The sequence below is a fragment of the Methylomonas sp. BW4-1 genome, assembly GCF_052474385.1.
The window spans coordinates 3,582,926-3,604,553 of record NZ_CP184125.1; the positions used below are offsets into that span (position 1 = coordinate 3,582,926).

Genomic DNA, 21,628 nt, shown 5'->3' on the forward strand with positions numbered 1-21,628 from the left:
CGTATCAGCTTCTAGCACTGATGCGTCTTGCCGGTTAAGAATCCCACACTGCAAATTGAAAACAGGTGCGGATAAGTTGTTAGACTTCGTTATTGAGCGAGGCTAGGCTTCATACCATGTTGAGTATTCTTATCGTCCCAGCCCTAACCGATAATTATATTTACCTGCTGCACGAATCAAACAGCGGCAAAACAGCTGTGGTCGATCCAGCTGTTCCCGAGCCGGTGCTGGATGCACTTCAGCAACAAGGCTGGCAACTTGATTACATTTTTAATACCCATCATCACAGCGACCATATAGGCGCCAATTCACAACTCAAGCAGCAAACCGGCTGCAAGATCGTTGGCTCAGCAGCCGACCAGGCGCGTATCCCCGGCATTGACATCCTGCTCGGCGACGGGGATGTAGTAAAACTCGGCAATCAGTGCTTTCAGGTCATCGACACACCCGGCCATACCGTAGGGCATATCGTTTATTACAGCGCCGATAGCCAGGCTTTGTTTTGCGGCGACACTTTGTTTTCGCTAGGCTGCGGTCGGTTGTTCGAAGGCAGCGCCGAACAGATGTGGCATTCGTTGGAAAAACTGAAAGCCTTGCCGGCCGAAACCCGCATCTACTGCGCCCACGAATATACCGCCGCGAATGGCCGCTTTGCGTTGTCGGTTGATCCGGACAATCCGCAATTGCGACAGCGAATTGATCAAGTCGCCGAACTTCGTCAACAAAACCGCCCCACCCTTCCTTCGACTATAGGCCTGGAATTGGCGACCAACCCTTTTTTTAGGGCGCACGACCTCGGTATTCGCAGGAATATCGGCATGACAGACCAATCCGACTTGGCGGTTTTCAGGCAATTACGCCTATTGAAAGACCAGTTTCGATAAATCGACCCCAGCTGTCGATACCCTTTAATTCTGCTAGACTGTTGTCCTCATTTCGGCATGTTTCCTTGCCAACCTTTGGATTTTCATGAATAACATCCCCTCGATCAGCATCGTAATCCCCGCGAAAAACGAGTCTAGAAATCTGCCGTCCTTTTTACCGATGTTACATCTGCTGTACCCTGATGCGGAGATTCTGCTGATAAACGATGGCTCGACGGACGATACTGCCGCCATCGCTCGCGCGGCCGGTGTCACAGTGATTGATCACCCTTACAGCATGGGCAACGGCGCGGCTATCAAAACCGGAGCCAGACATGCAAAAAACGATATTTTGGTGTTTATGGATGCCGATGGCCAACACGACCCCGGCGACATTCCGGCGTTGCTTAACAAACTGAACGACGGCTACGATATGGTGGTCGGTGCCCGAAACGCCGGTAGCCATGCCTCATTATTCCGACGTCTGGCGAATAAGTTCTACAATAAGCTGGCATCAGTGATGACTGGGCACAAAATAGAAGATCTTACGTCCGGATTTCGTGCGGCCCGAGCCAACAAATTCCGCAAATTTCTTTACCTCTTACCCAACGGTTTTTCTTATCCGACCACCAGCACAATGGCGTTTTTTCGTTCCGGCTTCCCGGTAGCCTACATTCCTATCCACGCCGGCAAACGCAGCGGCAAAAGCCATATCCGGCTGATGCATGACGGTTTTCGATTTTTTATTATTATCTTACGGATTGGGGTGCTGTTCTCACCCATGCGGCTGTTTTTACCCATCAGCAGCATAGTATTTAGCTTGGGCGCCGGCTATTACGGCTACACTTATTTTACCGAAAACCGATTTACCAATATGAGCGCGGTACTGTTTTTGTCGTCCTTGTTTATCTTTCTGATCGGCATCGTTTCCGAACAGATTTCATCCTTACATTATAAAAATATCGAATAGCTCAAACCTTCTCGCTGCTGAAAATCACGAACTTGGCATTAGCCGCCACTTGTCGGCAATTGCCGAATAATTTCTTCAGCGCCAGATGATAGTTCAAATGGCGATTACCGATTACCCGCAACTCACCGCCCTTACGCAAGACCTTATGTGCCTGCCGGAACATCTGCCAGGCAATATGATCGCCTATGGTGTGCTGTTGATGGAACGGCGGGTTACAGACTATGCAGTCTGCACTGTTCTCCGGGTAATCGCTCAAACAGTCGGCAACTAAAAAATCGGCCTGCCGACTATCGGCAAAAGCCGCCGCAAAATTTTCTTTGGCCGAGGCGATAGCCATAAACGATTCGTCGACAAACCCAATTCGCGCGTTCTGGTTCTGCTTTGCCAGCATCACGCCGACAATCCCATTACCGCAACCCAAATCGATAAAATCGTAATATTCGGGATTTTGCGGCAGATGCTCCAATAAAAAACGAGTGCCTATGTCTAGGCTATCGCGAGAAAATACGTTGGCGTGATTGCAGACCGAAAGATCGCTATTCTCCAACTGATAGCGCGTGGGATAAGGGTTTTCCGGCAGTTGCAGATTTGGGTCCACCTGGGCAAAAATCAGCCGGGCTTTTTTTACCGCCAAGGAAGGTTGCGTGGGCCCGACCAAGCGCTCCAGCAATTTCCAGGCGTTTGGCGGCAAGGTCTTTACCATACCGGCAGCGATTACCCGACAATCAGCCTTCAACAACGGTTTAAGCCTATGCAATTGATATTCCAGCAAAGCCATGGTCTTGGGGATTTTAATCAGTAGGTAATCAATGTCCGCTTCCGGTAGCGACAAGCTATCCAACAAGCGCACTCGCTCGTGGTCTATGCGATTCAATGCCAGATTAATACGTGTCGCCTGCTGCGAAAGCCAGGAATCGGACATAGCGGTTGGCCGGTAAGCGCTGAGCGAAACTGCCAACGCACCGAAGCTGTCATTGAGGATAACGATACTGCCATGCTCGGCAATGCCTGCGGCAGCCAGGTGATTTAACAGATATTCGTCAGCAGCATCCCAAGCCCGTAGCAGTTCATTTTTGCGAAAGGGTAAGCGCTGGAGTTGAAAAATTCCTAGCGGACTAGCTAATTCCAGATCCATATTCCGAGAAAAATAAAGTTGCTATACCCCTGGGCATAAAAGGTAGATTGATGTCATGACGGCATTTCAAGGAATTATGTTAACCACCAGGGCAGCGACAATTTGCCACGCGGCAAAATGCCACATTTTCAGGACAGTGTCGCTTCAGTAAACTGCAAGCAACTCTTGTATGCGCCCCTATGGGGAATGAGAGTTATACCCCACCTCTCCGAACGGCCGGTCCATCGCAACATGGACCCGGTCGTTTTTTTTAGCTAGCCCGACGTAGCTTATCGGCCGAAGAGCCGGCAAACAGGCGATAAAAGTTCTCGGTCGATTGCTCGGCAATGGCTTCGACAGAGGTTCCGCGCAAATCCGCAATATGTTCCGCCACATAGCGGACATAGGTCGGATAATTCGGTTTACCGCGATACGGGACCGGTGCCAGATACGGTGAGTCGGTTTCAATCAGAAAACGGTCGGCTGGTATTTTACGCGCCACATCTTTGATGGCTTCCGCGTTCTTGAAGGTCACGATGCCCGAAAAAGAGATATAAAAATTCAAATCCAATGCTTTTTCCGCATAAGCCCAATCCTCGGTAAAACAGTGGATAATCCCGCCCACTTGGTCCGCGCGTTCTTGCCGCAACACATCTAAGGAATCCTGCCCAGCCTCGCGAGTATGGATAATTAAAGGCTTGTTGAGTGTCTTGGCGGCGGCGATATGGGTGCGAAACCGTTGAAACTGCCATTCCAAATCGCCCTCGCTACGAAAATAGTCCAGCCCCGTCTCACCAATGGCGATCACTTTTTCGTTATCGGCCAACTGCAGCAAGTCGTCCAGCGTGGGTTCACGCCCATCATGAACATTCGGATGCACGCCCACCGACAAGGAAATATCCGAATACGGCATGACTTGCTCCAGCATAGCCGGATAGGCTTCCATATCGATGGCAATACACAGCATATGTCGAATCTTGGCGGCCCGCGCCGCATCGACAAAGTTATTGAAATCGTTAGCGTAAGGTGCCAAGTCAATACGGTCGAGGTGGCAGTGGGAATCGATGAACATGAGAATTGCGAAAAGTTAAAACCAGCGAGACAACACTACCGCCGGCAGAGGGGTTTACATTGTATGCGTGGAACGATCGGATTCCAGCGCACCGGCCAGATAGGTTTCGATTTTATTGCGCGCAGCGCCGCCATCCTGATCGCTGAATTGCACGCCAATACCGGCGGCGCGATAGCCTTCCGCGCCGGACGGCGTTTTCCAGATAATTTTACCGGCAATCGGCAAGCGTTCAGTTTCGTCCATTAAATTCAGCAACATGAACACTTCCTCACCCATCTCGTATTCGCGTTTGGTCGGGATGAACAAGCCGCCATTTTTCACGAAGGGCATGTACGCCGCATACAGCGCGTTTTTATCCTTGATCGATAAGGACAGGATACCTTGTCTGGGTGCTGCTGATTCTGCCATACGCTTAGTGTCTATTCAGTTGCGACCAGCTAATCAATAGCTGCTCGACCATCAATTGTTTATTAAGTTGCGTGTTCAATTGCGACTTGGTGGTAAGCACATTATCGTAAAACCGATAGAGGCGTTTCAATTCTAGCCGCTCGGCAAGGGCTTGCAAGGCATTTTTCAGATCCGGATTGGCAAGCGCCGGCGATTCCGCCCGGTAAGCACATTTAACAATGTCAGCAACCCAGCTTGCCATCCAGCGTAACACCACGGCCAAATCAATCTTTTCCTGCTTTTGCCAAAGCTCGGCGACGGTTAACAGATTCTCCTTGCCGTTCGCCACTTGCCACCAAGCGTCGAAATACTGCTGCCGGAGCTGAATCATATTAAGCTCGGCGTATTGCTGGGCCAATAGCGGCGAGCCTTGGGCCAGAGTTAAGAGCAGATCGGCCTGCTCTCCGACACTGCGCTGCTGCCGCAACCAAGTCATTGCCAGTTCGTGAGCGGGGGTTACGCAATCGATTTTCTGGCAACGACTGCGAATCGTCGCCGGCAAGCGACTCGGTTGCTCGCTGATCAACAATAAACAAGTGCGTTCGGTCGGCTCTTCCAGGCACTTCAAAAACGCATTCGCTGAAGCCGTATTCAAGGCATCGGCCGGCTGAATAATCACCACGCGATAGGCATCGTCGTACTGCGGTTTCAAAGCCAGCTTGACGATTAACTGTCTGATTTTATCGATACCGATGGCCTTGCCGGGTTCGTCGGGCTCTATCGTCAGAAAATCGGGATGGGTTTGTGCATCGAATAATTTACAAGCAACGCAATGACCGCAGGCACTCGCATCAGCTAGCGGCGCATGGCACAACAGGGTTCGAGCGTAATATCCGGCCAAATGCCGTTTGCCTTGCCCTGCCGCGCCGGAAAACAGCAAGGCTTGCGGGATGCGTTGTTGCTCGATATAACCGCGCAGCTGCCGCCAATTATCCTGTTGCCAGGGATAAACCTGCATTTGGGTAGACATCAATCCGCCCACAAGCCGGCCAACTCAACACGCAACTGTTGTTGCACCTCGCTGAGCGGCAAACTGGCATCGATAATTTTGTAACGACGGAAATCCGTCGCGGCACGTTGTAAATATGCTTGCCGGACTCGGTCGAAAAACGCTAACTGTTCGGTTTCAAACCGGTCCAGTTCGCCCCGATGCTTGGCGCGCTGCATACCGATTTCTATCGGCGCATCGAAGACAAAGGTCAAATCCGGCCGAAGCGTGCCCTGCACGGTGTTTTCCAGCCAGGCTATGGTGTGTAGATCCATATGGCGGCCTCCGCCCTGGTACGCATAAGTAGCGTCAGTGAAACGGTCGCACACCACCCACTGCCCTTGCTGCAACGCCGGCAAGATCACTTGTTGAATATGTTGAGCGCGAGCCGCGAACACCAACAACAACTCGGCTTGCTCGGTCAAACTTTCCGCTTGCCGTTCCAACAAAATCCCGCGAATCTTTTCGGCAATGCCGGTACCACCCGGCTCGCGGGTCAGCACGAACCGGACGCCTCGTTCTTCCAGCAGCTGTTTGATAAATTGCAAATTGGTGGACTTGCCAACGCCTTCACCACCTTCCAGCGTAATAAATCGACCGTAAGTCATCGTTGATATTGATCGACGTATTTTTCGTGTTCAGCCAAGGTCGAAGAAAACGCATGGCGGCCATTTCCGCGGGCGACAAAGAACAAAGCATCACTATTATCCGGATGCAAAGCGGCTACAATCGCCTGCTTGCCCGGCATCGCAATCGGTGTAGGCGGCAGGCCTTCGATAATATAGGTGTTGTAGGGCGTGGGTTCGCGCAAATCTTTATGCCGGATATCGCCATGGTAATCGTCGCCCATGCCATAAATGACGGTAGGATCGGTTTGCAACAACATGCCTTTCTTTAAACGCCGGGCAAATACCCCGGCGATCTTTCTGCGCTCTTCGCCAGCGCCTGTCTCTTTTTCGACAATAGACGCCAAAATCAACGCCTCGTAAGGGTTTTCCAAGGGCACGCCGTCGTCGCGTTTTTGCCATTCTTCGTTCAACACCGCTTGCATGCGATCATGCGCGCGTTTCAGCAAATCGACATCCGAGGTATTTTTTTCAAAGAAATAGGTGTCGGGAAAAAACAAACCCTCCGGATGATTCTTATCCGAGCCGATTTGCGCCATTAGGTCTTCCAATTGGTTATCGGTCAGCGTGTGTTGCAGGTTGGGGTTGTTTTTGATGGTATTGAACATTTGCTTGAAGGACCAACCCTCTGGAAACGTAATCGAATACTTGCGGGTTTTACCATCGGTCAATTGTTGCAGAATGTCGGCGGCGGTAGAACCTTTCGCTAACACATACTCACCCACCTTCAACAAATGGTCGAGATTTTTCCGATAGGCAAACAACCGAAACCACAAGCGATTCACCGTCACCTGCTGCGCACGCAGATTTTTCACCACCGATTCCAGCGTATCGCCTTTTTTAATTTCAATCACGGTTTCGGTCATGACGACCGGCTTTTTTAGAATCAGTTGATAGTGCATGCCGGCCCAAACCGACACCAAGCCCAATACCATCAGTAATGTAAATGCGATAATGCTTCTAAACACTTCTATACCTCTGCCATGCGGGCTGCGTTGAGCAAGTCTTGCAAGCCCCGGGTGATGGCGCCGACACTAAAAACTTGCGCTTCCAGCCGTTTAATCGGCCAGATACCGATTACCGAGTTGCTGACAAATAGCTCGTCAGCGTGCAAAACGGCAGTTTGATCGATTGCTTGCTCAAACAACGGTAGCTTGCTGCACTGCGCGAACGCCATAATCAACTCTCGCACAATACCCGCAACGCCGCATTGCCCTAACGGCGGCGTGTATAAACTGCCTGACTTGACGATGAATAGATTACTCATCGTGCCTTCCACGACCCGGTCTTGAGTATCCAACATCAAACCCTCTTGAATTGAATCATCTTGCCATTCCGCTCTGGCTAAAACCTGCTCGAGTCGATTCATGTGTTTGATACCGGCCAAGCTAGAATTCAAAGACAAACGCTGTTCGCAAAAACGCGCGGCGATGCCGTCTGTTTGAAATTGCAGGGGATAATCGGGGTAAGGATGCAGGCTGAACAGCCTGGTAGGGATAACTTGCTCTGGCTGCCGGTAACCGCGACCACCGCTGCCTCGCGTCACGATCAACTTCAACACGGCCCGCTCGCTGGATTTGCTCAATTGCCGGGCTTCAGCATCGAGCAAGGCGCTATCCGGCATCGGGATCAGCAATCGCCGACAGCCTTCGGCCAAGCGTTTTAGGTGCCGGTCAAAAAACAGCGGCTTGCCCTGCAAGACTTCGATGGTTTCAAACAGACCGTCGCCGTATTGAAAACCTCGATCAGAAACATCGACACAGTGTCTGTGCTCGCCGTTTAATAAAAACATAGAGACACTGCGGAAGCGGAAGCGCTTATTGGTAACGTTTGAAAACCAGAGAGCCATTGGTACCGCCAAAGCCAAACGAGTTGGAAATAGCGACGTCGATGTGCATGTTTCTGGCGATATTCGGAACGTAATCCAGATCGCACTCGGGATCCGGATTTTCCAAATTGATGGTGGGTGGCGCGATTTGATGCTGAATAGCCAGGGCCGTCAATACTGCTTCGATACCCCCGGCAGCACCCAACAAATGACCGATCATCGACTTGGTGGAACTAACGGCCAATTTGTAAGCGTGATCGCCTAGCGCCAACTTCATGGCATGCGTTTCACCAATATCCCCAGCCGGCGTCGAGGTGCCGTGGGCATTAATGTAGTGCACGTCTTCAGGATTAACTTTAGCGTCACGCATCGCGTTGCGCATGCAGCGCGCAGCGCCTTCGCCACCTTCAGACGGCGAAGTAATATGGTATGCGTCGCCACTCATGCCGTAGCCAACCAGCTCCGCGTAAATTTTCGCCCCGCGCGCCTTGGCATGCTCCAGTTCTTCCAGGACCACTACGCCTGCGCCGTCGCTGAGTACAAAACCGTCACGGTCGCGGTCCCAGGGTCGGCTAGCAGTCGTAGGGCTGTCATTACGGCGCGACAAGGCTTTTGCCGAAGCAAATCCACCCATCGCGGTCGGCGAGGTCGTGCAGCGCTCTGCACCGCCGGCCACCATCACATCGGCATCGCCGTATTTGATCAGGCGCGCAGCGTCGCCAATATTATGCGTACCCGTCGAACAGGCGGTGACGATGGCAAAGTTGGGGCCTTTCAAACCATATTTGATCGACAGATTACCGGAAATCATATTAATGATGTTGCCCGGCACAAAGAAAGGCGAAATCCGTCTTGGTCCGCCGGCCACGTAGGTGGCATAGCATTCTTCAATACCGGTAATGCCGCCGATGCCGGCGCCGATAGCCACACCGATCCGTTCCGCATTTTCTTCGGTGACTTCAAAACCGGAATCCTCAATCGCCTGGCAGCCTGCCGCAATGCCGTAATGCACGAAACCGTCCATGCGTTTGGCATCCTTCTCGGCAATATAGTCGCCGATATTGAAATTTCTGATGACACCGCCGAACGTCGTTGCAAAAGGGGATATGTCAAATGAATTGATCGGACTAATGCCGCTCTTCCCGTTGACAATGCCATCCCAGGTATCGGCAACATTATTGGCTAACGGCGTAATGGCGCCTAAGCCCGTTATAACAACTCGACGTGTGCTCACAGTAAACTACCGGTAAAAAAAGAAGACAACCAGAGAAGGGAGATAAACCGGCTAGTGGATGGCAAGCACCCACTAACTTTTGGAAACAACTTACTGCAGATTGGCGTTGATGTAATCGATAGCCAATTGGACTGTGGTGATTTTTTCAGCTTCTTCGTCTGGAATTTCGCATTCGAATTCTTCTTCCAGAGCCATGACGAGTTCAACTGTGTCTAAAGAATCAGCACCAAGATCGTCAACAAAAGACGCATCGTTCGCGATTTCTTCTTTTACGCCTAATTGTTCTGCGACAATCTTTTTTACTCGTTCTTCGATATTACTCATATTTTTTTCCTCGAACAATGCAAATGCCTGACTGCGAGCACTTACCTTATCTTTAGTGTTGTATTAATTGAATTTGCAATCTCGTCACTGGCCTTGCCTAACGACAGCGCGGATTATACTTTATGTTCCAAAAAATTCACAACATTCGCCCGCGACTAGGCGATTCGCGGCCTGAGGCTATGTTTTCCCGCTCAAATTTTTAATAATTTCTTCCAAAGGCACCAAATTCAGTTTGATCCGGAACAAAACCGCTTTGTTCTCCAACACGCCAAAACATTCGTAGGTACGCAGCATGATACTGGTGTGATTCAGGGTTTTATCCGGGGACTCCGGCAGTTGCTTGACCAGAATATGCAGCTTGTCGTTGTTTTTCAAAGTCGCCAGATGCACGCGATCCACTGAAATGTCGTGAGAGGTGTATACCATCGGATTGCGTTTGAAGTCGTGGTTTTCCAACTGCGCCTTCTCCAGCAACGCGCCGGACGTCAAACTGCAGGGAAACACTTCCGGATACTGCGCCACCTGCAACAACTCGTCGAAATAATCGGACTGTTCCGCAAACGAGCCGGACAAAAAGTTCTTGACGTTGCCGTTATTCATCCACTTGCGCTTTAAAAAAAACGCGGTGCCGGGCACCACGGTTTTATCGCATAGGGCATTCAAATCCGGCAGGCCGCTTAAATCGGTATCCGCTAAAAACAAAGGCTGTTTGGTTTCTTTTTTATACCCCAGCAAAATGGTTTTGCCTTGCGACTTGATCGCGATGCGATTGGTCAAAGTCAGCTCGGGTATTGTCGCAATCAAGGTCTTTTTAATATCCAGCGTCATCTCTTGCCGCGGCCGCAAGGCATTAACAAAGATGATCTGATAATTACTAAAACGCAGCTGATTGTCGGCGATAATCTGGTCTTCGTGATGCGCCTCCCGGTATAAGCGCATCTGATATTCGATCAAAGTATTTAACTGAAAGCCCAGCACAATCGGGCCTTTAAACGGATTGTGCGTGACCTGCAGCCATTTATGCTTGTCGTGAAACAAGTTGAAATCGTCAGATGCATTGCGGGCGACTTCGATATGAATTTGTTCGAAAGTAAACGATTTATCTTTCATCGATGACCAATGACAGTAGATATGAGCCGGCTATTCTAGGCCGATTGCGGCGAATCAGGAAATAACGTACCCAACCAGCTTGTTCTGAGCCGACAACAATCGTCGGCCTGGACCGGAAATCAGCTTACTATCGACATAACCTTACTAACTTGGTTAACGACAAGCCATCTGCATATCTAATGACACAAAAACCGCCGGCGTGCTTATCAGTTATTCATCTTGATAAGTGCCGCTACCTGCCCGCGTATTTCTGCACCCACCCGGCTATCCAATTGGCCCAACCACCGTCCCGGAATCTGCGCCAATCCATATTTGGCCCCTGCCAACATCCCGGCCAAGGCCCCCGTCGTATCCGCATCGCCGCCCTGATTCACGGTAGCAATCAGGCAGGATTCGAAATTATCGGTATTGAAGAAATAATTCAGCACCGTCTGTGTGGTATCGACGATGTAGGCCGAGGCTTTACTCGGATAAGGGTGGTAGGCAAATTCGCTGTATTGGTTGATCAAGCGTTTGACCTCCAGTAAACAGGCTTCAACAGGTTGTCCATGAATCAACCGGTTAGTCATTCGACCCAATGCCAGCGTAGCAGCGTCGGACAATGGATTATGGTGGGTGATGCGGCTCTGCTCCAGACTCCATAATTCGAAATCATCCGGCCGATTTAGCGTCGCCAACACCACCGGCAAATTACGCATACAGGCGCCGTTACCGGCGTCATCTTCACGCGGCAACCCCATCAATACACCTTCATCACGATACCGCACGAGGCCGCGTCGGCAAGTATTGCCCACATCCGGCGGATCGCTTTCCAACCAGGCGAGAAAATTGTCGGCCACAGACTTCAAATTCCAACCTTGATGCTCAATGATAGCCCGCCCCAAGGCCAGCGACATTTGCGTATCGTCTGTCACCTGCCCCGGCTCCAAACCCAGCCAGCCGCCGCCTATCATTTCGGTATGCACGCCGTAACGACTCTGAATTTGCTTCGGCGACATGAATTCCACCGTCGCACCCAGCGCGTCACCACAAGCAAAACCCAGGTAAGCACCCAGGGCCCGATCCATTAATTGCTCATTCATCGCAACACCTTCACTCGATAATCGCCGCCAATCACCAAATATTCGGCCTCGCCGCGCAAGGCGTGGTGTGGCAACAAATCGTTAAAAAACACCAGCTTCACCATCGGCACCTCAACCTCCAAAACATAGCCGCCAAATTCGCTGGCGATACTGTAGCGGTCGGTAAACGACACAATGCTGTTGAAATGCACAATCTTGTGCTCGCGGCTCCAATCGCCCAAGGCATTGACCCCTCGATAAAGGGTTTTGTGGGTTGCAGCCGGCACCTGAAAGCGCTCGATCACCCACTGGCAAAACTCATATAACAAATCCAACTGCATGTAGATGCAATTATTGTGGTAGCGGCTGTTCATCTTTTCTTCGATGTAAGTTACCCAGTCCTTACTCATGAAACTGCTGATTTGTTGTTTATGGTAATTGGGGAACAGGCCAAAGCGGCTTTCCACCCAACCCTTCAGTACCGCACCTTGAGCGTTATTGGAATCCAGACCCCAATCTTGAATCAGGCGCAGATAGCTGTTGCGGTAACGCCGCCGGCCGTCGGCATCGTCGCGTAAACGCTGCTCGGTTTCGAAGCCGAATACCACGCACATGTAGTCTTGAAATATCCGCCCGCAATCCGCCAACGAGGCTTGTCCGGCCAACTGCTCAAACAGTCCGGGCGCGGATTCTCGGGTTCCGGCGATATGCAAGGGCTTGGGGTATTCGTTAAATAGGTGACTGGCCAAACACGCCGTCGCCATGCCGATCAAATTGGTACTGTGGCCGTGCTGGGAAATATCGGGCATGGGGGCTAACTGAGAAGAATGTCGGACACTGATAAGCCCTAATTCTCACATCGAATAGGGAAATTAGCCATACGAAATAAACTTTCCCGAACTATTCTTCCGGAATTCCCGGTACCACAAAACACTCTCGATTCCGCGCAACCGGCTAGCTAGCTGGAAATAGCAAGCTTCAAGCAAGAACCTAGCCGTTTTTTGTGATTGACATCACACAAAGACAGAGAATACAGTGCGCTAGCCAATTGATTATTAAACAAAAAACAAGCGATCAATAACAGGCAAAACAATAACAACACACAGGAGAGTCATATGAAAAAGTATGTAGCCGAGTCCTTCGGGACATTTTGGTTGGTTCTTGGTGGCTGCGGTAGTGCGGTATTAGCCGCCGCATTTCCGAATGTGGGCATCGGCTTGCTCGGCGTTTCGCTGGCGTTCGGTTTGACAGTACTGACCATGGCCTATGCCATCGGCCATATTTCCGGCTGCCACCTCAATCCGGCGGTATCGGTTGGCTTGTGGATGGGCGGCCGCTTTCCGGCCAATCAATTGTTGCCTTACATCGTTTCGCAAGTGCTCGGCGCGATTGCGGCCGGCGGCGTGTTGTATTTAATCGCCAGCGGCAAGGCCGGCTTCGATGTGTCCGCCGGCTTTGCCTCCAACGGTTACGGCGAACATTCGCCGGGCGGCTACTCCCTACTCTCCGCGTTGATTACCGAAGTGGTCATGACGATGATGTTTTTACTGATCATCCTCGGCGCCACCGACGCCCGCGCCCCTGCCGGCCTGGCGCCTATCGCGATTGGCTTGGGATTAACCTTGATTCACTTAATCAGCATTCCGGTCACCAACACCTCGGTCAATCCGGCTCGCAGCCTAGGCGTGGCGGTTTATGTCGGCGATTGGGCCTTGGCACAACTTTGGCTGTTCTGGCTGGCGCCGATTATTGGCGCGGTTTTGGGCGCATTGATTTATCGCTTTATCGGCAGGCCAGACGAGTAACCCCCGAGCTTAGTTCAGCGCAGTTCAGCAAGCCTTCGTCATTCCCGCGAAAGCGGGAATCCATTTTGGCAACAGGGCTACCTGCTGCGCGTCAGCGACAATATTAGGGCCGGATTAATTCAGGCATCGCCGGCCGGCCACCTATCTTGAAATCAACATTTCGCCAGCAATTCTGATATGGATACAAAAACCTACAAAGGCCGATCAAATGTATCCGGCGCAATAGCCCTAAATGACCGTTACTTCATCGTTGCGGACGGCGAAGACAACGAACTAAGCGTGTTCGACCATCTGACGCAAAATCCCGCCGATCTCGAAGAGCTGAATATCCAAGCCGCGTTCTTTTTTCCAAATAATGAAAACCAGATCGTACTGCTAAGCGACGAGAGCAAGGACAAGAAAAGCTTTCAATGCGTTTCTGTGGCGCTTTAACAGGCTGGTGAAAAACCCGCCGATATTTCCCCTTACCCACGATGTTCGTGATTTTTTCGAGTTGAAATCGGTCATGACATCGAGTTTCAAGCGTTTTGCCCCGGTTTCAAGGGCTTTTTATTCGCCTGAAGCCGTCTGTGGACGGTTTTCAGGCGAACTTCACCCTAGGCGGGTGCACTCCACGCCGGTTTCGGCGTGAACACCAATAGGTTGAGCATGCGCGTCAGGTTGTAGGCGGCAAAGCAAAACAAGGCCTGACCCGCGACTTTGGCTAAGCCGATGTGACGGGTTTTGCGCAGGCCGCCGACCGTTTTGACCCAGCCAAAGGCTTCTTCGACGATTTTGCGGCGCTTGAGACTTTGGGCGTAACCTTTGCCGCGCGCGGTGCGGCCGTCGACGGCACTGCCAATCTTTTTGCGGGCCACATGGGCTTTGATATCACGGGACTCGAGTCCGTTGACGAACGCCGGTTGGTCATAGCCTTTGTCGGCACCGACGCTGCCACCTTGGGGCACGCGGCGTTTGATCATTTTTTGCGCGGCTTCGATTTCGGCGGTGCCGGTGGCTTGAGTGGTTTCGACATCGACAATCAGGCCGTTGCGATTCTCGGACAAGGCATGGGTGATGTAACGCAGTTTGGCCTCGGTGTATTCGCCTTTCTTGTAAAGCCGGGCTTCGGGATCGGTTGTACTTTGATGGGTGGCGTTGCTGCGCTTTTCGCCACTGAAGTCGATCTCGGGATTGCGGCCGGCGGGTTTATCGGGACCACTACCATCTTTTTTGACGAAGCTTTTGTGCGAGGCCCAGGCTTCAATGAGGCTACCGTCGACGCTGAAGTGTTCGTCGGACACCAGATTTTGCCATTCGGCTATGGCCAGTACCCGCTCAAAAAATTCGCGACTCAGGGCTTCGGACAGCAGGCGTTCGCGGTTGGCACTGAACACTGTGCGTTCCCACACGGCGTCGTCGATGCCCAGACCGACAAACCAGCGAAACAACAGGTTGTAGTCCAGTTGTTCCATCAACTGACGCTCGCTACGGACCGTATACAGGACTTGTAACAGCAAGGCGCGCAGCAGTTTTTCAGGGGCCATCGAGGGACGGCCTGTGTGCGAGTAACGCTCGGCAAAGACGGCATCCATAGAGGCCAATACGCCATCAACCAGTAGCCGTAAACGACGCAACGGATGCTGTTTGGGAATACGGTCTTCCAGGCTAACATAGCTGAACCAGCTGTTTTGAATGGCATCGTGTCCGCGCATTGAAAGGCTCCAAATTTAGGTAGCCTATTTTAACAGTTGGCCGCTCATCTATGCCTTAGCTTACTTGGCTTTTCGAGTTTTTCACCAGCCTGATAAAGCAGATATTTTAAAAAATAGCGCTCTAGTTAAGAAGTTCATCAAAAAACCCAAGCAGGTTTCAAAATTTTATGGATGCTATACCGAAGGCTTCGCAAAAACCTGGAATGGAGTTTTCGGCGTAGCTAGCGCGGGGGCAAAAAATAAAATCGATTTTGGCGTTGTCGATACTCCATCTAACATAACAAATATAATGGAACGGATTGAAAAAACACCCACTTCACTCGGTAATCCCGACTGGACGGAATACAAATAATGTATATAACAGTCCTTGTGAAAACCATCATTTTCGCGCTGCTTTTAATACTTAGCTTCAGCTGCGATGCTGTAAATACCGAACAAAAAAATCTTGAACTTCTTTTACCAAAATCCTTTGAGCAAATATATCTCGCCAAATTTGGCCTGGACTTTCCTAAAACATTAGACATTTTAAATAGATGCATTCAATATAATGACACGCAATGTTTGAAAGCTTATAACGAGGTTATGGAAGGAAAAAAAACACTCCAATCCATTTCCTCCTCTCATGTCTTAGAAACAACACTGAATATTATTGAAAAAGCCTGTCTTTCCAAAGATGAAAACCTGGCAAATTTTACTTGCTATGGCGGCATTATATCCTTGTATTTTTATAACTCTCCGGAACAGGATGCCAAAATTCTTCAGCGAATTAAAATCTATCCAAAGAAGATTAAAAACATGATCTTTGATAATGAATTCTATTGGTTTTACAACAGGCCAAATAAGGATGTATGGATAAGCGCGGTATCAACGATGGATGTGGATTGGAAAAACGACACTTACAAACAATATATTTTGAGCCTTTTTAGAAAAAGCATTGAAGAAGCAAAAGGTGAAACTTGGGTATCGAAATAGGACCGCAGATTGATTTGGAGGAAAGCCAGTTTTCCTCCAAGATTGATAGATTAACCAGTCCAGCGTACTCTTCCGCCTCCACAACCTTAGCCAACTCCCGATTAGTCAAAAAACACACCATCGAGATAGCCTCCAAAAAAACAAGTCAAAGCAAAAATCGCATTCATGATCGGACCAAAAAAGATCTGACTCCTATCATCACAACCCCGAGTACCACAACAAGCACTGTCAAAGAATCCAGATATAAACCGGTAACTCCGAACAGGACAATCACATCGACCAACCCCATGTAAAGACAACAAAGCAGCGATCCAATTAGCTTTTTTATCCCAGCCTGTTCATTTTTGCTACAGTTCCCCTTAAGATACGACCCAATGACTAAAAAAATGAATGCTTGAAATGTTCGAACGGCGTGGTAACTTTAACCACTTAACCATAATAATAACTAGCTTAAGAGGAAACATCGCATGAGCCTTGACGAAAACAACAACGAGACTGAAGCCCAAAATCAAGCTGAAGAGCCTAAGCAACCGGAAACAAGTTCAGCCGCTGATTCCGCCGTAGCGGCAAAAGATGCGGCCGGAAATATTGTCGCTAACCTGTTGGCACTGAAAGAATCCAATCCTAAAGTATTTTTTGGCGGCGTGGGCGCTGCGGCGCTGGTCTTGGTCGCCTTGATTTTTGGTGGTGGCTCCGATGCCAAATTGCCTGTTCACCAAGCCAAAGCCATGGTTCCCGGTCAGAACTACGTGTTGAAAAGCCCCAACACTTATGATCCAAATGCAACTGTAAGATTGGTCTCCGTTCCCGGCTCCATGGCCGCTTACGATGATACCGAAGAAAATGACCGCGACGGCGCTTGCAAACACATGCCGCTTAACACTCCTGTAAAACTGATTCAATCTCAAGCTGACACCACCGACAAAAATGTTCTGTGGGCGGAAGTTGAGATCACTGAATCCGGCGAATGCCAAGGCCGAAAAGCCTGGACTTCGGCAATAAACCTGCAATAACTGTTGACACAAAAAAATATCTTTTTATAATACGCAGGATAGTAAGCCAAGCGGGAATAGCTCAGTTGGTAGAGCACGACCTTGCCAAGGTCGGGGTCGCGAGTTCGAGTCTCGTTTCCCGCTCCAAATTTGAAAAGCCGCGGCAAATCGCGGCTTTTTTATTGTCCTTATAAAGGCTGCGTAGCAAAATGGTTATGCAGCGGCCTGCAAAGCCGTATATACCGGTTCGATTCCGGTCGCAGCCTCCATTACTATATTTTGCGGGAATAGCTCAGTTGGTAGAGCACGACCTTGCCAAGGTCGGGGTCGCGAGTTCGAGTCTCGTTTCCCGCTCCAAATTTAAAAAGCCGCGATTTATCGCGGCTTTTTATTGCCTGAAGATAAGCAAACCACAGCTTGTGGACTGGTGTAAAAGCCAGATTTTACGACGTACAAATGGCAAAGCCGGCTGAAGAATCGCCGGCTAACCAATTCTTTAACTCACACCAAAACCCGCTCAATACCGCCCTTGGTGACCTGATCCAAATACCCGGTCATCCAGTTTTCACCCAATATATGCTTGGCGATTTCCACGACGATGTAATCGACTTCCATTTGCTCGACTTCGTCTTCGAACCGCTGTAAACCTTGCATGCACGAGGGACAAGAGGTCAACATCTTCACCGCGCCGTCGTAACCGTCTGAGCGTAATTTAGCCGTATCTTTCTGCAATTCTTCCGCCTTACGAAAACGAATCTGCGTGGAAATATCCGGCCGCGCCACCGCCAAAGTGCCCGACTCGCCGCAACAGCGCTCTGATTTCGCAACCGGCGCACCGATCAACTGATTGACCACTTTGATCGGATCTTGCTGCTTGAACGGGCTATGACACGGGTCATGATATAGATAACGCGCACCATTCACCCCTTCCAGCCGCACACCTTTTTCCAGCAGATATTCGTGAATATCGATCAGGCGGCAACCGGGGAAAATTTTCTCGAATTCGTAATCCTGCAATTGATCCTGGCAAGTACCGCAGCTGACCACCACGGTCTTAATATCCAGATAATTCAAGGTATTGGCTACCCGGTGGAACAACACCCGGTTATCAGTGGTAATTTTCTGCGCCTTATCAAACTGCCCGCCGGCACGCTGCGGATAGCCGCAGCACAAATAACCGGGCGGCAGCACAGTTTGCACACCAATCTCGTACAACATCGCCTGAGTCGCCAATCCGACTTGCGAGAACAAACGCTCGGAACCACAGCCGGGGAAATAAAACACCGCCTCGGAATCGGTGCGGGTTTTGGCATGGTCACGAATGATCGGCACAATCTGCCCGTCTTCGATATCCAGCAACGCCCGCGCGGTTTTGGTCGGTAAATCGCCAGGCATTTTCCGATTCATGAAGTGAATTACCTGCTCGCGCATCGGCGGCTTGCCGACCGTGGCCGGCGGCTGCGCGATCTGCGCTTTGCTCCAAGGTTTTAACAGCGTATTGCCGATGCGTTGCGCCTTGTAGGTCCAATCAATCATCGCCGTGCGCATCGCCTTGACCGTGTTCGGGCTGGACGCGGTCAGAAAAGCAATCGCCATGGTCTTGGCCGGATTGAAACTTTGCTTGCCCATCTTGCGCAGCAAATTGCGCATATTCATCGACACATCGCCGAAATCGATGTCCACCGGACATGGATTGAAGCATTTGTGGCAGACCGTGCAATGGTCGGCAACATCCTCAAACTCTTTCCAATGCGTAATCGAAATCCCGCGCCGGGTTTGTTCTTCGTACAAAAACGCTTCGATCAATAATGAAGTCGCCAAAATCTTATTGCGCGGCGAATACAACAAATTGGCCGGCGGCACGTGCGTGGCGCAGACCGGTTTACACTTGCCGCAGCGCAAACAGTCTTTCACAGAATCGGAAATCGCGCCAATATCGCTTTGCTGCATGATTAAGGACTCAAAACCCATCAAACTAAACGACGTGGTATAAGCCGAACGCAAATCGGCACCCGGCATCAACTTGCCGCGATTAAAACGGCCTTCTGGATCGATGCGGTTTTTATACGCATGAAAATCCGCCAACTCGTCCTCGGTCAAGAATTCGTATTTGGTAATGCCGATGCCATGTTCGCCGGAAATCGCCCCGCCCAATGAACGCGCCAGGGCCATAATCCGCGCCACTGCAGCATTGGCTTCTTGCAGCATTTCGTAATGATCGGAGTTGACCGGCAGATTGGTATGCACGTTGCCGTCACCGGCGTGCATGTGCAGAGCCACGAATACGCGACCGCGCAGAATTTCTTTATGCAAAGCCTCGATGCGCTCGACGATGGGCCGGAAATTATCGCCTTCGAAAATTTCCCGCAAGCGTGGTAGCAATTCCTGCTTCCACGACACCCGTAACGAATAATCCTGCAAGCGATGAAACAAAATCGGCTCGACGGCACGATTGCTCAGTTCGCCGGCCTGGATACCTTGTGACACGAAGGCTTTTTCGGCTTCGGCCAACGGCAAATCCAAATTATCGTAAATCCATTGCCAGCGCTGCTTTACCGTGTCTACCGCATCCAACGCCAAGGCCCGACGCTCGTCCAACAATTCGGCTTTATTCACGCCTTCTTCGTAGGCTCTAAGCGGCAAGTCGCCGCCCAGCAGTTCAATTAAGGCACTGCATAAGCGCAATTTATTATTCAGTGACAATTCGATGTTGATGCGCTCGATGCCGTCGCAATAATCGCCCATGCGCGGCAGCGGAATCACCACGTCTTCGTTGATTTTGAAGGCATTGGTATGCCGGGCAATCGCTGCGGTGCGGCCGCGATCCAGCCAGAATTTCTTGCGGGTTTCCGGGTTCACGGCGATAAAGCCCTCGGCACCGCGCGCATTACATATGCGCACTACTTCGGACGCCGCCATCGCGACTTGGTTTTCATCGTCGCCAACAATGTCGCCGATCAGCACCATTTTCGGCCGGCCGTGGCGCTTGGCTTTAGTAGCATAGCCGACTGCTTTGACGTAGCGCTCGTCCAGATGCTCCAAACCAGCCAGCATCACTCGACTATCGCCCTCTTTCGGCAAATCCGCCAGGTAATCGCGAATTTCGACGATAGAAGGCACCGCCTCGCGCACCTGCCCGAAGAATTCCAGGCAAAACGTGCGGCTAACCGGTGGCATTTCATGCAGAATCCAGCGTGCGGAGGTGATAATGCCGTCACAACCCTCTTTTTGAATACCGGGCAAACCGCCGAGAAACTTGTCGGTCACATCCTTACCCAGGCCGGTCTTGCGGAAAAAACTGCCGGAAATTTCCAGGGTTTCTTCGCCCAGCAATTGCTTGCCACCGGCATCGAAACGCTTTAACAAAAAACTGGCTTTATCTTGTTCGTGGATCTTACCCAGATTGTGATTCAGCCGCTCGACTTCCAACCAATTGCCGTCCGGCGTCACCATCCGCCAGGAGGCCAGATTGTCCAACGCGGTTCCCCATAGCACGGCTTTCTTACCGCCGGCGTTCATCGCGATATTGCCGCCGATGCAGGACGCATCCGCGGAGGTCGGATCACAGGCAAATACCAAACCGGCCTGTTCGGCGGTTTCCATCACCCGCCGGGTGACGACGCCGGCGCCGGTGTAAATCGTCGCATACGAACACTCCACGCCCGGTAATAGCGTATGCCGCTCTACCGCCCCCATCACCAACAGCTTTTCGGTATTGATCACCGCCGAATAAGCATTGAGCGGCACCGCACCACCGGTGTAACCCGTGCCACCGCCGCGAGGGATGATAGTCAAGCCCAGCTCGATACAGCCGCGCACCAAATGCCCGACTTCATCTTCCGATGTGGGATACAGCACGACAAACGGATATTCCACCCGCCAGTCGGTGGCATCGGTCACGTGGCTAACCCGCGCGAAACCATCGAAGCTGATATTGTCTTTGCGGGTATATTGCGACAGCAGCGTCAACACGCTACGGCGCAGTTGCGCGGTACGTTCGAAATGGGCTTCGAATTCATTCACCGCCTGATGGGCCGCAGCAATCAATTGCCCCACCCGCCCGGCCCGCCCGGTGTGCTGATTCTCCAGTTCGGCTTGCCGACCCTCCATCTGCCCCAAACGATGCCGCAAGGCTTGCAGCAAGGCGCGCCGCCGCTTGGCATTATCGAGCAAATCGTCTTCGAGATAAGGGTTACGCTGTACCGCCCAAATGTCGCCCAATACTTCATACAACATCCGCGCGGAGCGCCCGGTAATTCTCTCACCGCGTAACGACTCAAGCACCCACCACATGTCTTCGCCGAGCAGACGTATGACGATTTCACGATCAGAAAACGAGGTGTAGTTATAAGGAATTTCCCGCAGTCGCGCGGGCGTTGCATCATCGGATACTGGGAATAATTGAGAAGCCACTGGCAATCGGCGCATAGGAAGTCATAATGCGCCGAATTTTAGCATGTCATCCGCGCCAACCCCTTAAATATCCACCTGCACCAGGAGGCCACCGATCATCAAAAAAACCACCTGT

The 21,628-nt window shown here is 51.1% G+C and carries 21 protein-coding genes and 3 tRNA genes; 10 read left to right on the plus strand and 14 right to left on the minus strand.

The window, feature by feature from the left end:
- The first annotated feature begins 116 nt into the window (after positions 1–116).
- Entirely contained in the window at positions 117–884 is a 768-nt protein-coding gene (gene gloB, locus ACH5Y9_RS16600; RefSeq protein WP_445366885.1) for a hydroxyacylglutathione hydrolase, read from the plus strand.
- A gap of 85 nt (positions 885–969) precedes the next feature.
- Positions 970–1,833, plus strand: a complete 864-nt coding sequence (locus ACH5Y9_RS16605) for a glycosyltransferase family 2 protein (protein WP_171696422.1) — start codon at positions 970–972, stop codon at positions 1,831–1,833.
- A gap of 1 nt (position 1,834) precedes the next feature.
- On the opposite strand, the gene ACH5Y9_RS16610 is transcribed toward ACH5Y9_RS16605, so the two are convergent.
- From ACH5Y9_RS16610 to ACH5Y9_RS16665, 12 genes are all read right to left on the minus strand, one after another.
- On the minus strand, positions 1,835–2,968 hold the full coding sequence (locus tag ACH5Y9_RS16610) for a methyltransferase (protein ID WP_445366886.1): 1,134 nt from the start codon (positions 2,966–2,968) through the stop codon (positions 1,835–1,837).
- 250 nt (positions 2,969–3,218) lie between these two features.
- Entirely contained in the window at positions 3,219–4,019 is an 801-nt protein-coding gene (locus ACH5Y9_RS16615; RefSeq protein ID WP_445366887.1) for a TatD family hydrolase, read from the minus strand.
- A 54-nt stretch (positions 4,020–4,073) separates the two neighbouring features.
- Positions 4,074–4,427, minus strand: coding sequence for a PilZ domain-containing protein (locus ACH5Y9_RS16620; RefSeq protein ID WP_033157114.1), 354 nt, complete (start codon positions 4,425–4,427; stop codon positions 4,074–4,076).
- A 4-nt stretch (positions 4,428–4,431) separates the two neighbouring features.
- Positions 4,432–5,436: a DNA polymerase III subunit delta' gene (locus ACH5Y9_RS16625; protein ID WP_445366888.1), complete on the minus strand. Its 1,005-nt coding sequence runs from the start codon at positions 5,434–5,436 to the stop codon at positions 4,432–4,434.
- The gene (gene tmk, locus ACH5Y9_RS16630; protein ID WP_445366889.1) at positions 5,436–6,062 is read right to left on the minus strand and encodes a dTMP kinase; all 627 of its coding nucleotides are present in this window, start codon (positions 6,060–6,062) and stop codon (positions 5,436–5,438) included. Before tmk ends, ACH5Y9_RS16625 begins: the two co-directional genes overlap by 1 nt.
- The gene (mltG, locus tag ACH5Y9_RS16635; protein WP_445366890.1) at positions 6,059–7,048 is read right to left on the minus strand and encodes an endolytic transglycosylase MltG; all 990 of its coding nucleotides are present in this window, start codon (positions 7,046–7,048) and stop codon (positions 6,059–6,061) included. The genes tmk and mltG overlap by 4 nt, the downstream gene beginning before the upstream one ends.
- Before the next feature lie 2 nt (positions 7,049–7,050).
- Positions 7,051–7,872, minus strand: coding sequence for an aminodeoxychorismate lyase (gene pabC, locus ACH5Y9_RS16640; protein WP_445366891.1), 822 nt, complete (start codon positions 7,870–7,872; stop codon positions 7,051–7,053).
- Between the two features lie 25 nt (positions 7,873–7,897).
- On the minus strand, positions 7,898–9,142 hold the full coding sequence (gene fabF, locus ACH5Y9_RS16645) for a beta-ketoacyl-ACP synthase II (protein ID WP_445366892.1): 1,245 nt from the start codon (positions 9,140–9,142) through the stop codon (positions 7,898–7,900).
- Positions 9,143–9,232: 90 nt separating this feature from the next.
- Complete coding sequence (gene acpP, locus ACH5Y9_RS16650) at positions 9,233–9,466, minus strand: acyl carrier protein (protein ID WP_013820083.1); 234 nt, start codon at positions 9,464–9,466, stop codon at positions 9,233–9,235.
- A 177-nt stretch (positions 9,467–9,643) separates the two neighbouring features.
- Complete coding sequence (locus ACH5Y9_RS16655; protein ID WP_445366893.1) at positions 9,644–10,576, minus strand: hypothetical protein; 933 nt, start codon at positions 10,574–10,576, stop codon at positions 9,644–9,646.
- A gap of 206 nt (positions 10,577–10,782) precedes the next feature.
- Entirely contained in the window at positions 10,783–11,658 is an 876-nt protein-coding gene (gene draG / locus ACH5Y9_RS16660) for an ADP-ribosyl-[dinitrogen reductase] hydrolase (RefSeq protein WP_445366894.1), read from the minus strand.
- Entirely contained in the window at positions 11,655–12,446 is a 792-nt protein-coding gene (locus tag ACH5Y9_RS16665) for an NAD(+)--dinitrogen-reductase ADP-D-ribosyltransferase (protein WP_445366895.1), read from the minus strand. Before ACH5Y9_RS16665 ends, draG begins: the two co-directional genes overlap by 4 nt.
- Before the next feature lie 306 nt (positions 12,447–12,752).
- Here ACH5Y9_RS16665 and aqpZ point away from each other — a divergent pair, with 306 nt between their 5' ends.
- Positions 12,753–13,442: an aquaporin Z gene (aqpZ, locus tag ACH5Y9_RS16670; RefSeq protein ID WP_445366896.1), complete on the plus strand. Its 690-nt coding sequence runs from the start codon at positions 12,753–12,755 to the stop codon at positions 13,440–13,442.
- A gap of 177 nt (positions 13,443–13,619) precedes the next feature.
- Positions 13,620–13,874: a hypothetical protein gene (locus ACH5Y9_RS16675; protein ID WP_445366897.1), complete on the plus strand. Its 255-nt coding sequence runs from the start codon at positions 13,620–13,622 to the stop codon at positions 13,872–13,874.
- Between the two features lie 164 nt (positions 13,875–14,038).
- Here ACH5Y9_RS16675 and ACH5Y9_RS16680 read toward each other — a convergent pair whose 3' ends face one another.
- The gene (locus tag ACH5Y9_RS16680; RefSeq protein WP_445366898.1) at positions 14,039–15,136 is read right to left on the minus strand and encodes an IS5 family transposase; all 1,098 of its coding nucleotides are present in this window, start codon (positions 15,134–15,136) and stop codon (positions 14,039–14,041) included.
- A gap of 64 nt (positions 15,137–15,200) precedes the next feature.
- On the opposite strand from ACH5Y9_RS16680, the gene ACH5Y9_RS16685 reads away from it, so the two are divergent.
- The 6 genes from ACH5Y9_RS16685 to ACH5Y9_RS16710 all read left to right on the plus strand — a co-directional run bounded on the left by ACH5Y9_RS16685 (position 15,201) and on the right by ACH5Y9_RS16710 (position 17,457).
- Positions 15,201–15,488, plus strand: coding sequence for a hypothetical protein (locus ACH5Y9_RS16685; RefSeq protein WP_445366899.1), 288 nt, complete (start codon positions 15,201–15,203; stop codon positions 15,486–15,488).
- Between the two features lie 17 nt (positions 15,489–15,505).
- Positions 15,506–16,108 carry a hypothetical protein gene (locus tag ACH5Y9_RS16690; protein WP_445366900.1) on the plus strand — a complete coding sequence of 201 codons (603 nt, stop codon included), beginning with the start codon at positions 15,506–15,508 and terminating at the stop codon, positions 16,106–16,108.
- Positions 16,109–16,575: 467 nt separating this feature from the next.
- Positions 16,576–17,121, plus strand: coding sequence for a hypothetical protein (locus ACH5Y9_RS16695; protein WP_033157127.1), 546 nt, complete (start codon positions 16,576–16,578; stop codon positions 17,119–17,121).
- Positions 17,122–17,171: 50 nt separating this feature from the next.
- A tRNA-Gly gene (locus ACH5Y9_RS16700) sits at positions 17,172–17,247 on the plus strand.
- A gap of 48 nt (positions 17,248–17,295) precedes the next feature.
- Positions 17,296–17,369: transfer RNA gene (locus tag ACH5Y9_RS16705), tRNA-Cys, on the plus strand.
- A gap of 12 nt (positions 17,370–17,381) precedes the next feature.
- Positions 17,382–17,457: transfer RNA gene (locus tag ACH5Y9_RS16710), tRNA-Gly, on the plus strand.
- 144 nt (positions 17,458–17,601) lie between these two features.
- Here ACH5Y9_RS16710 and ACH5Y9_RS16715 read toward each other — a convergent pair.
- Positions 17,602–21,528 (minus strand): DUF3683 domain-containing protein, encoded by a 3,927-nt coding sequence (locus ACH5Y9_RS16715; protein WP_445366901.1) that lies wholly within the window; start codon positions 21,526–21,528, stop codon positions 17,602–17,604.
- Positions 21,529–21,628: the final 100 nt, after the last annotated feature.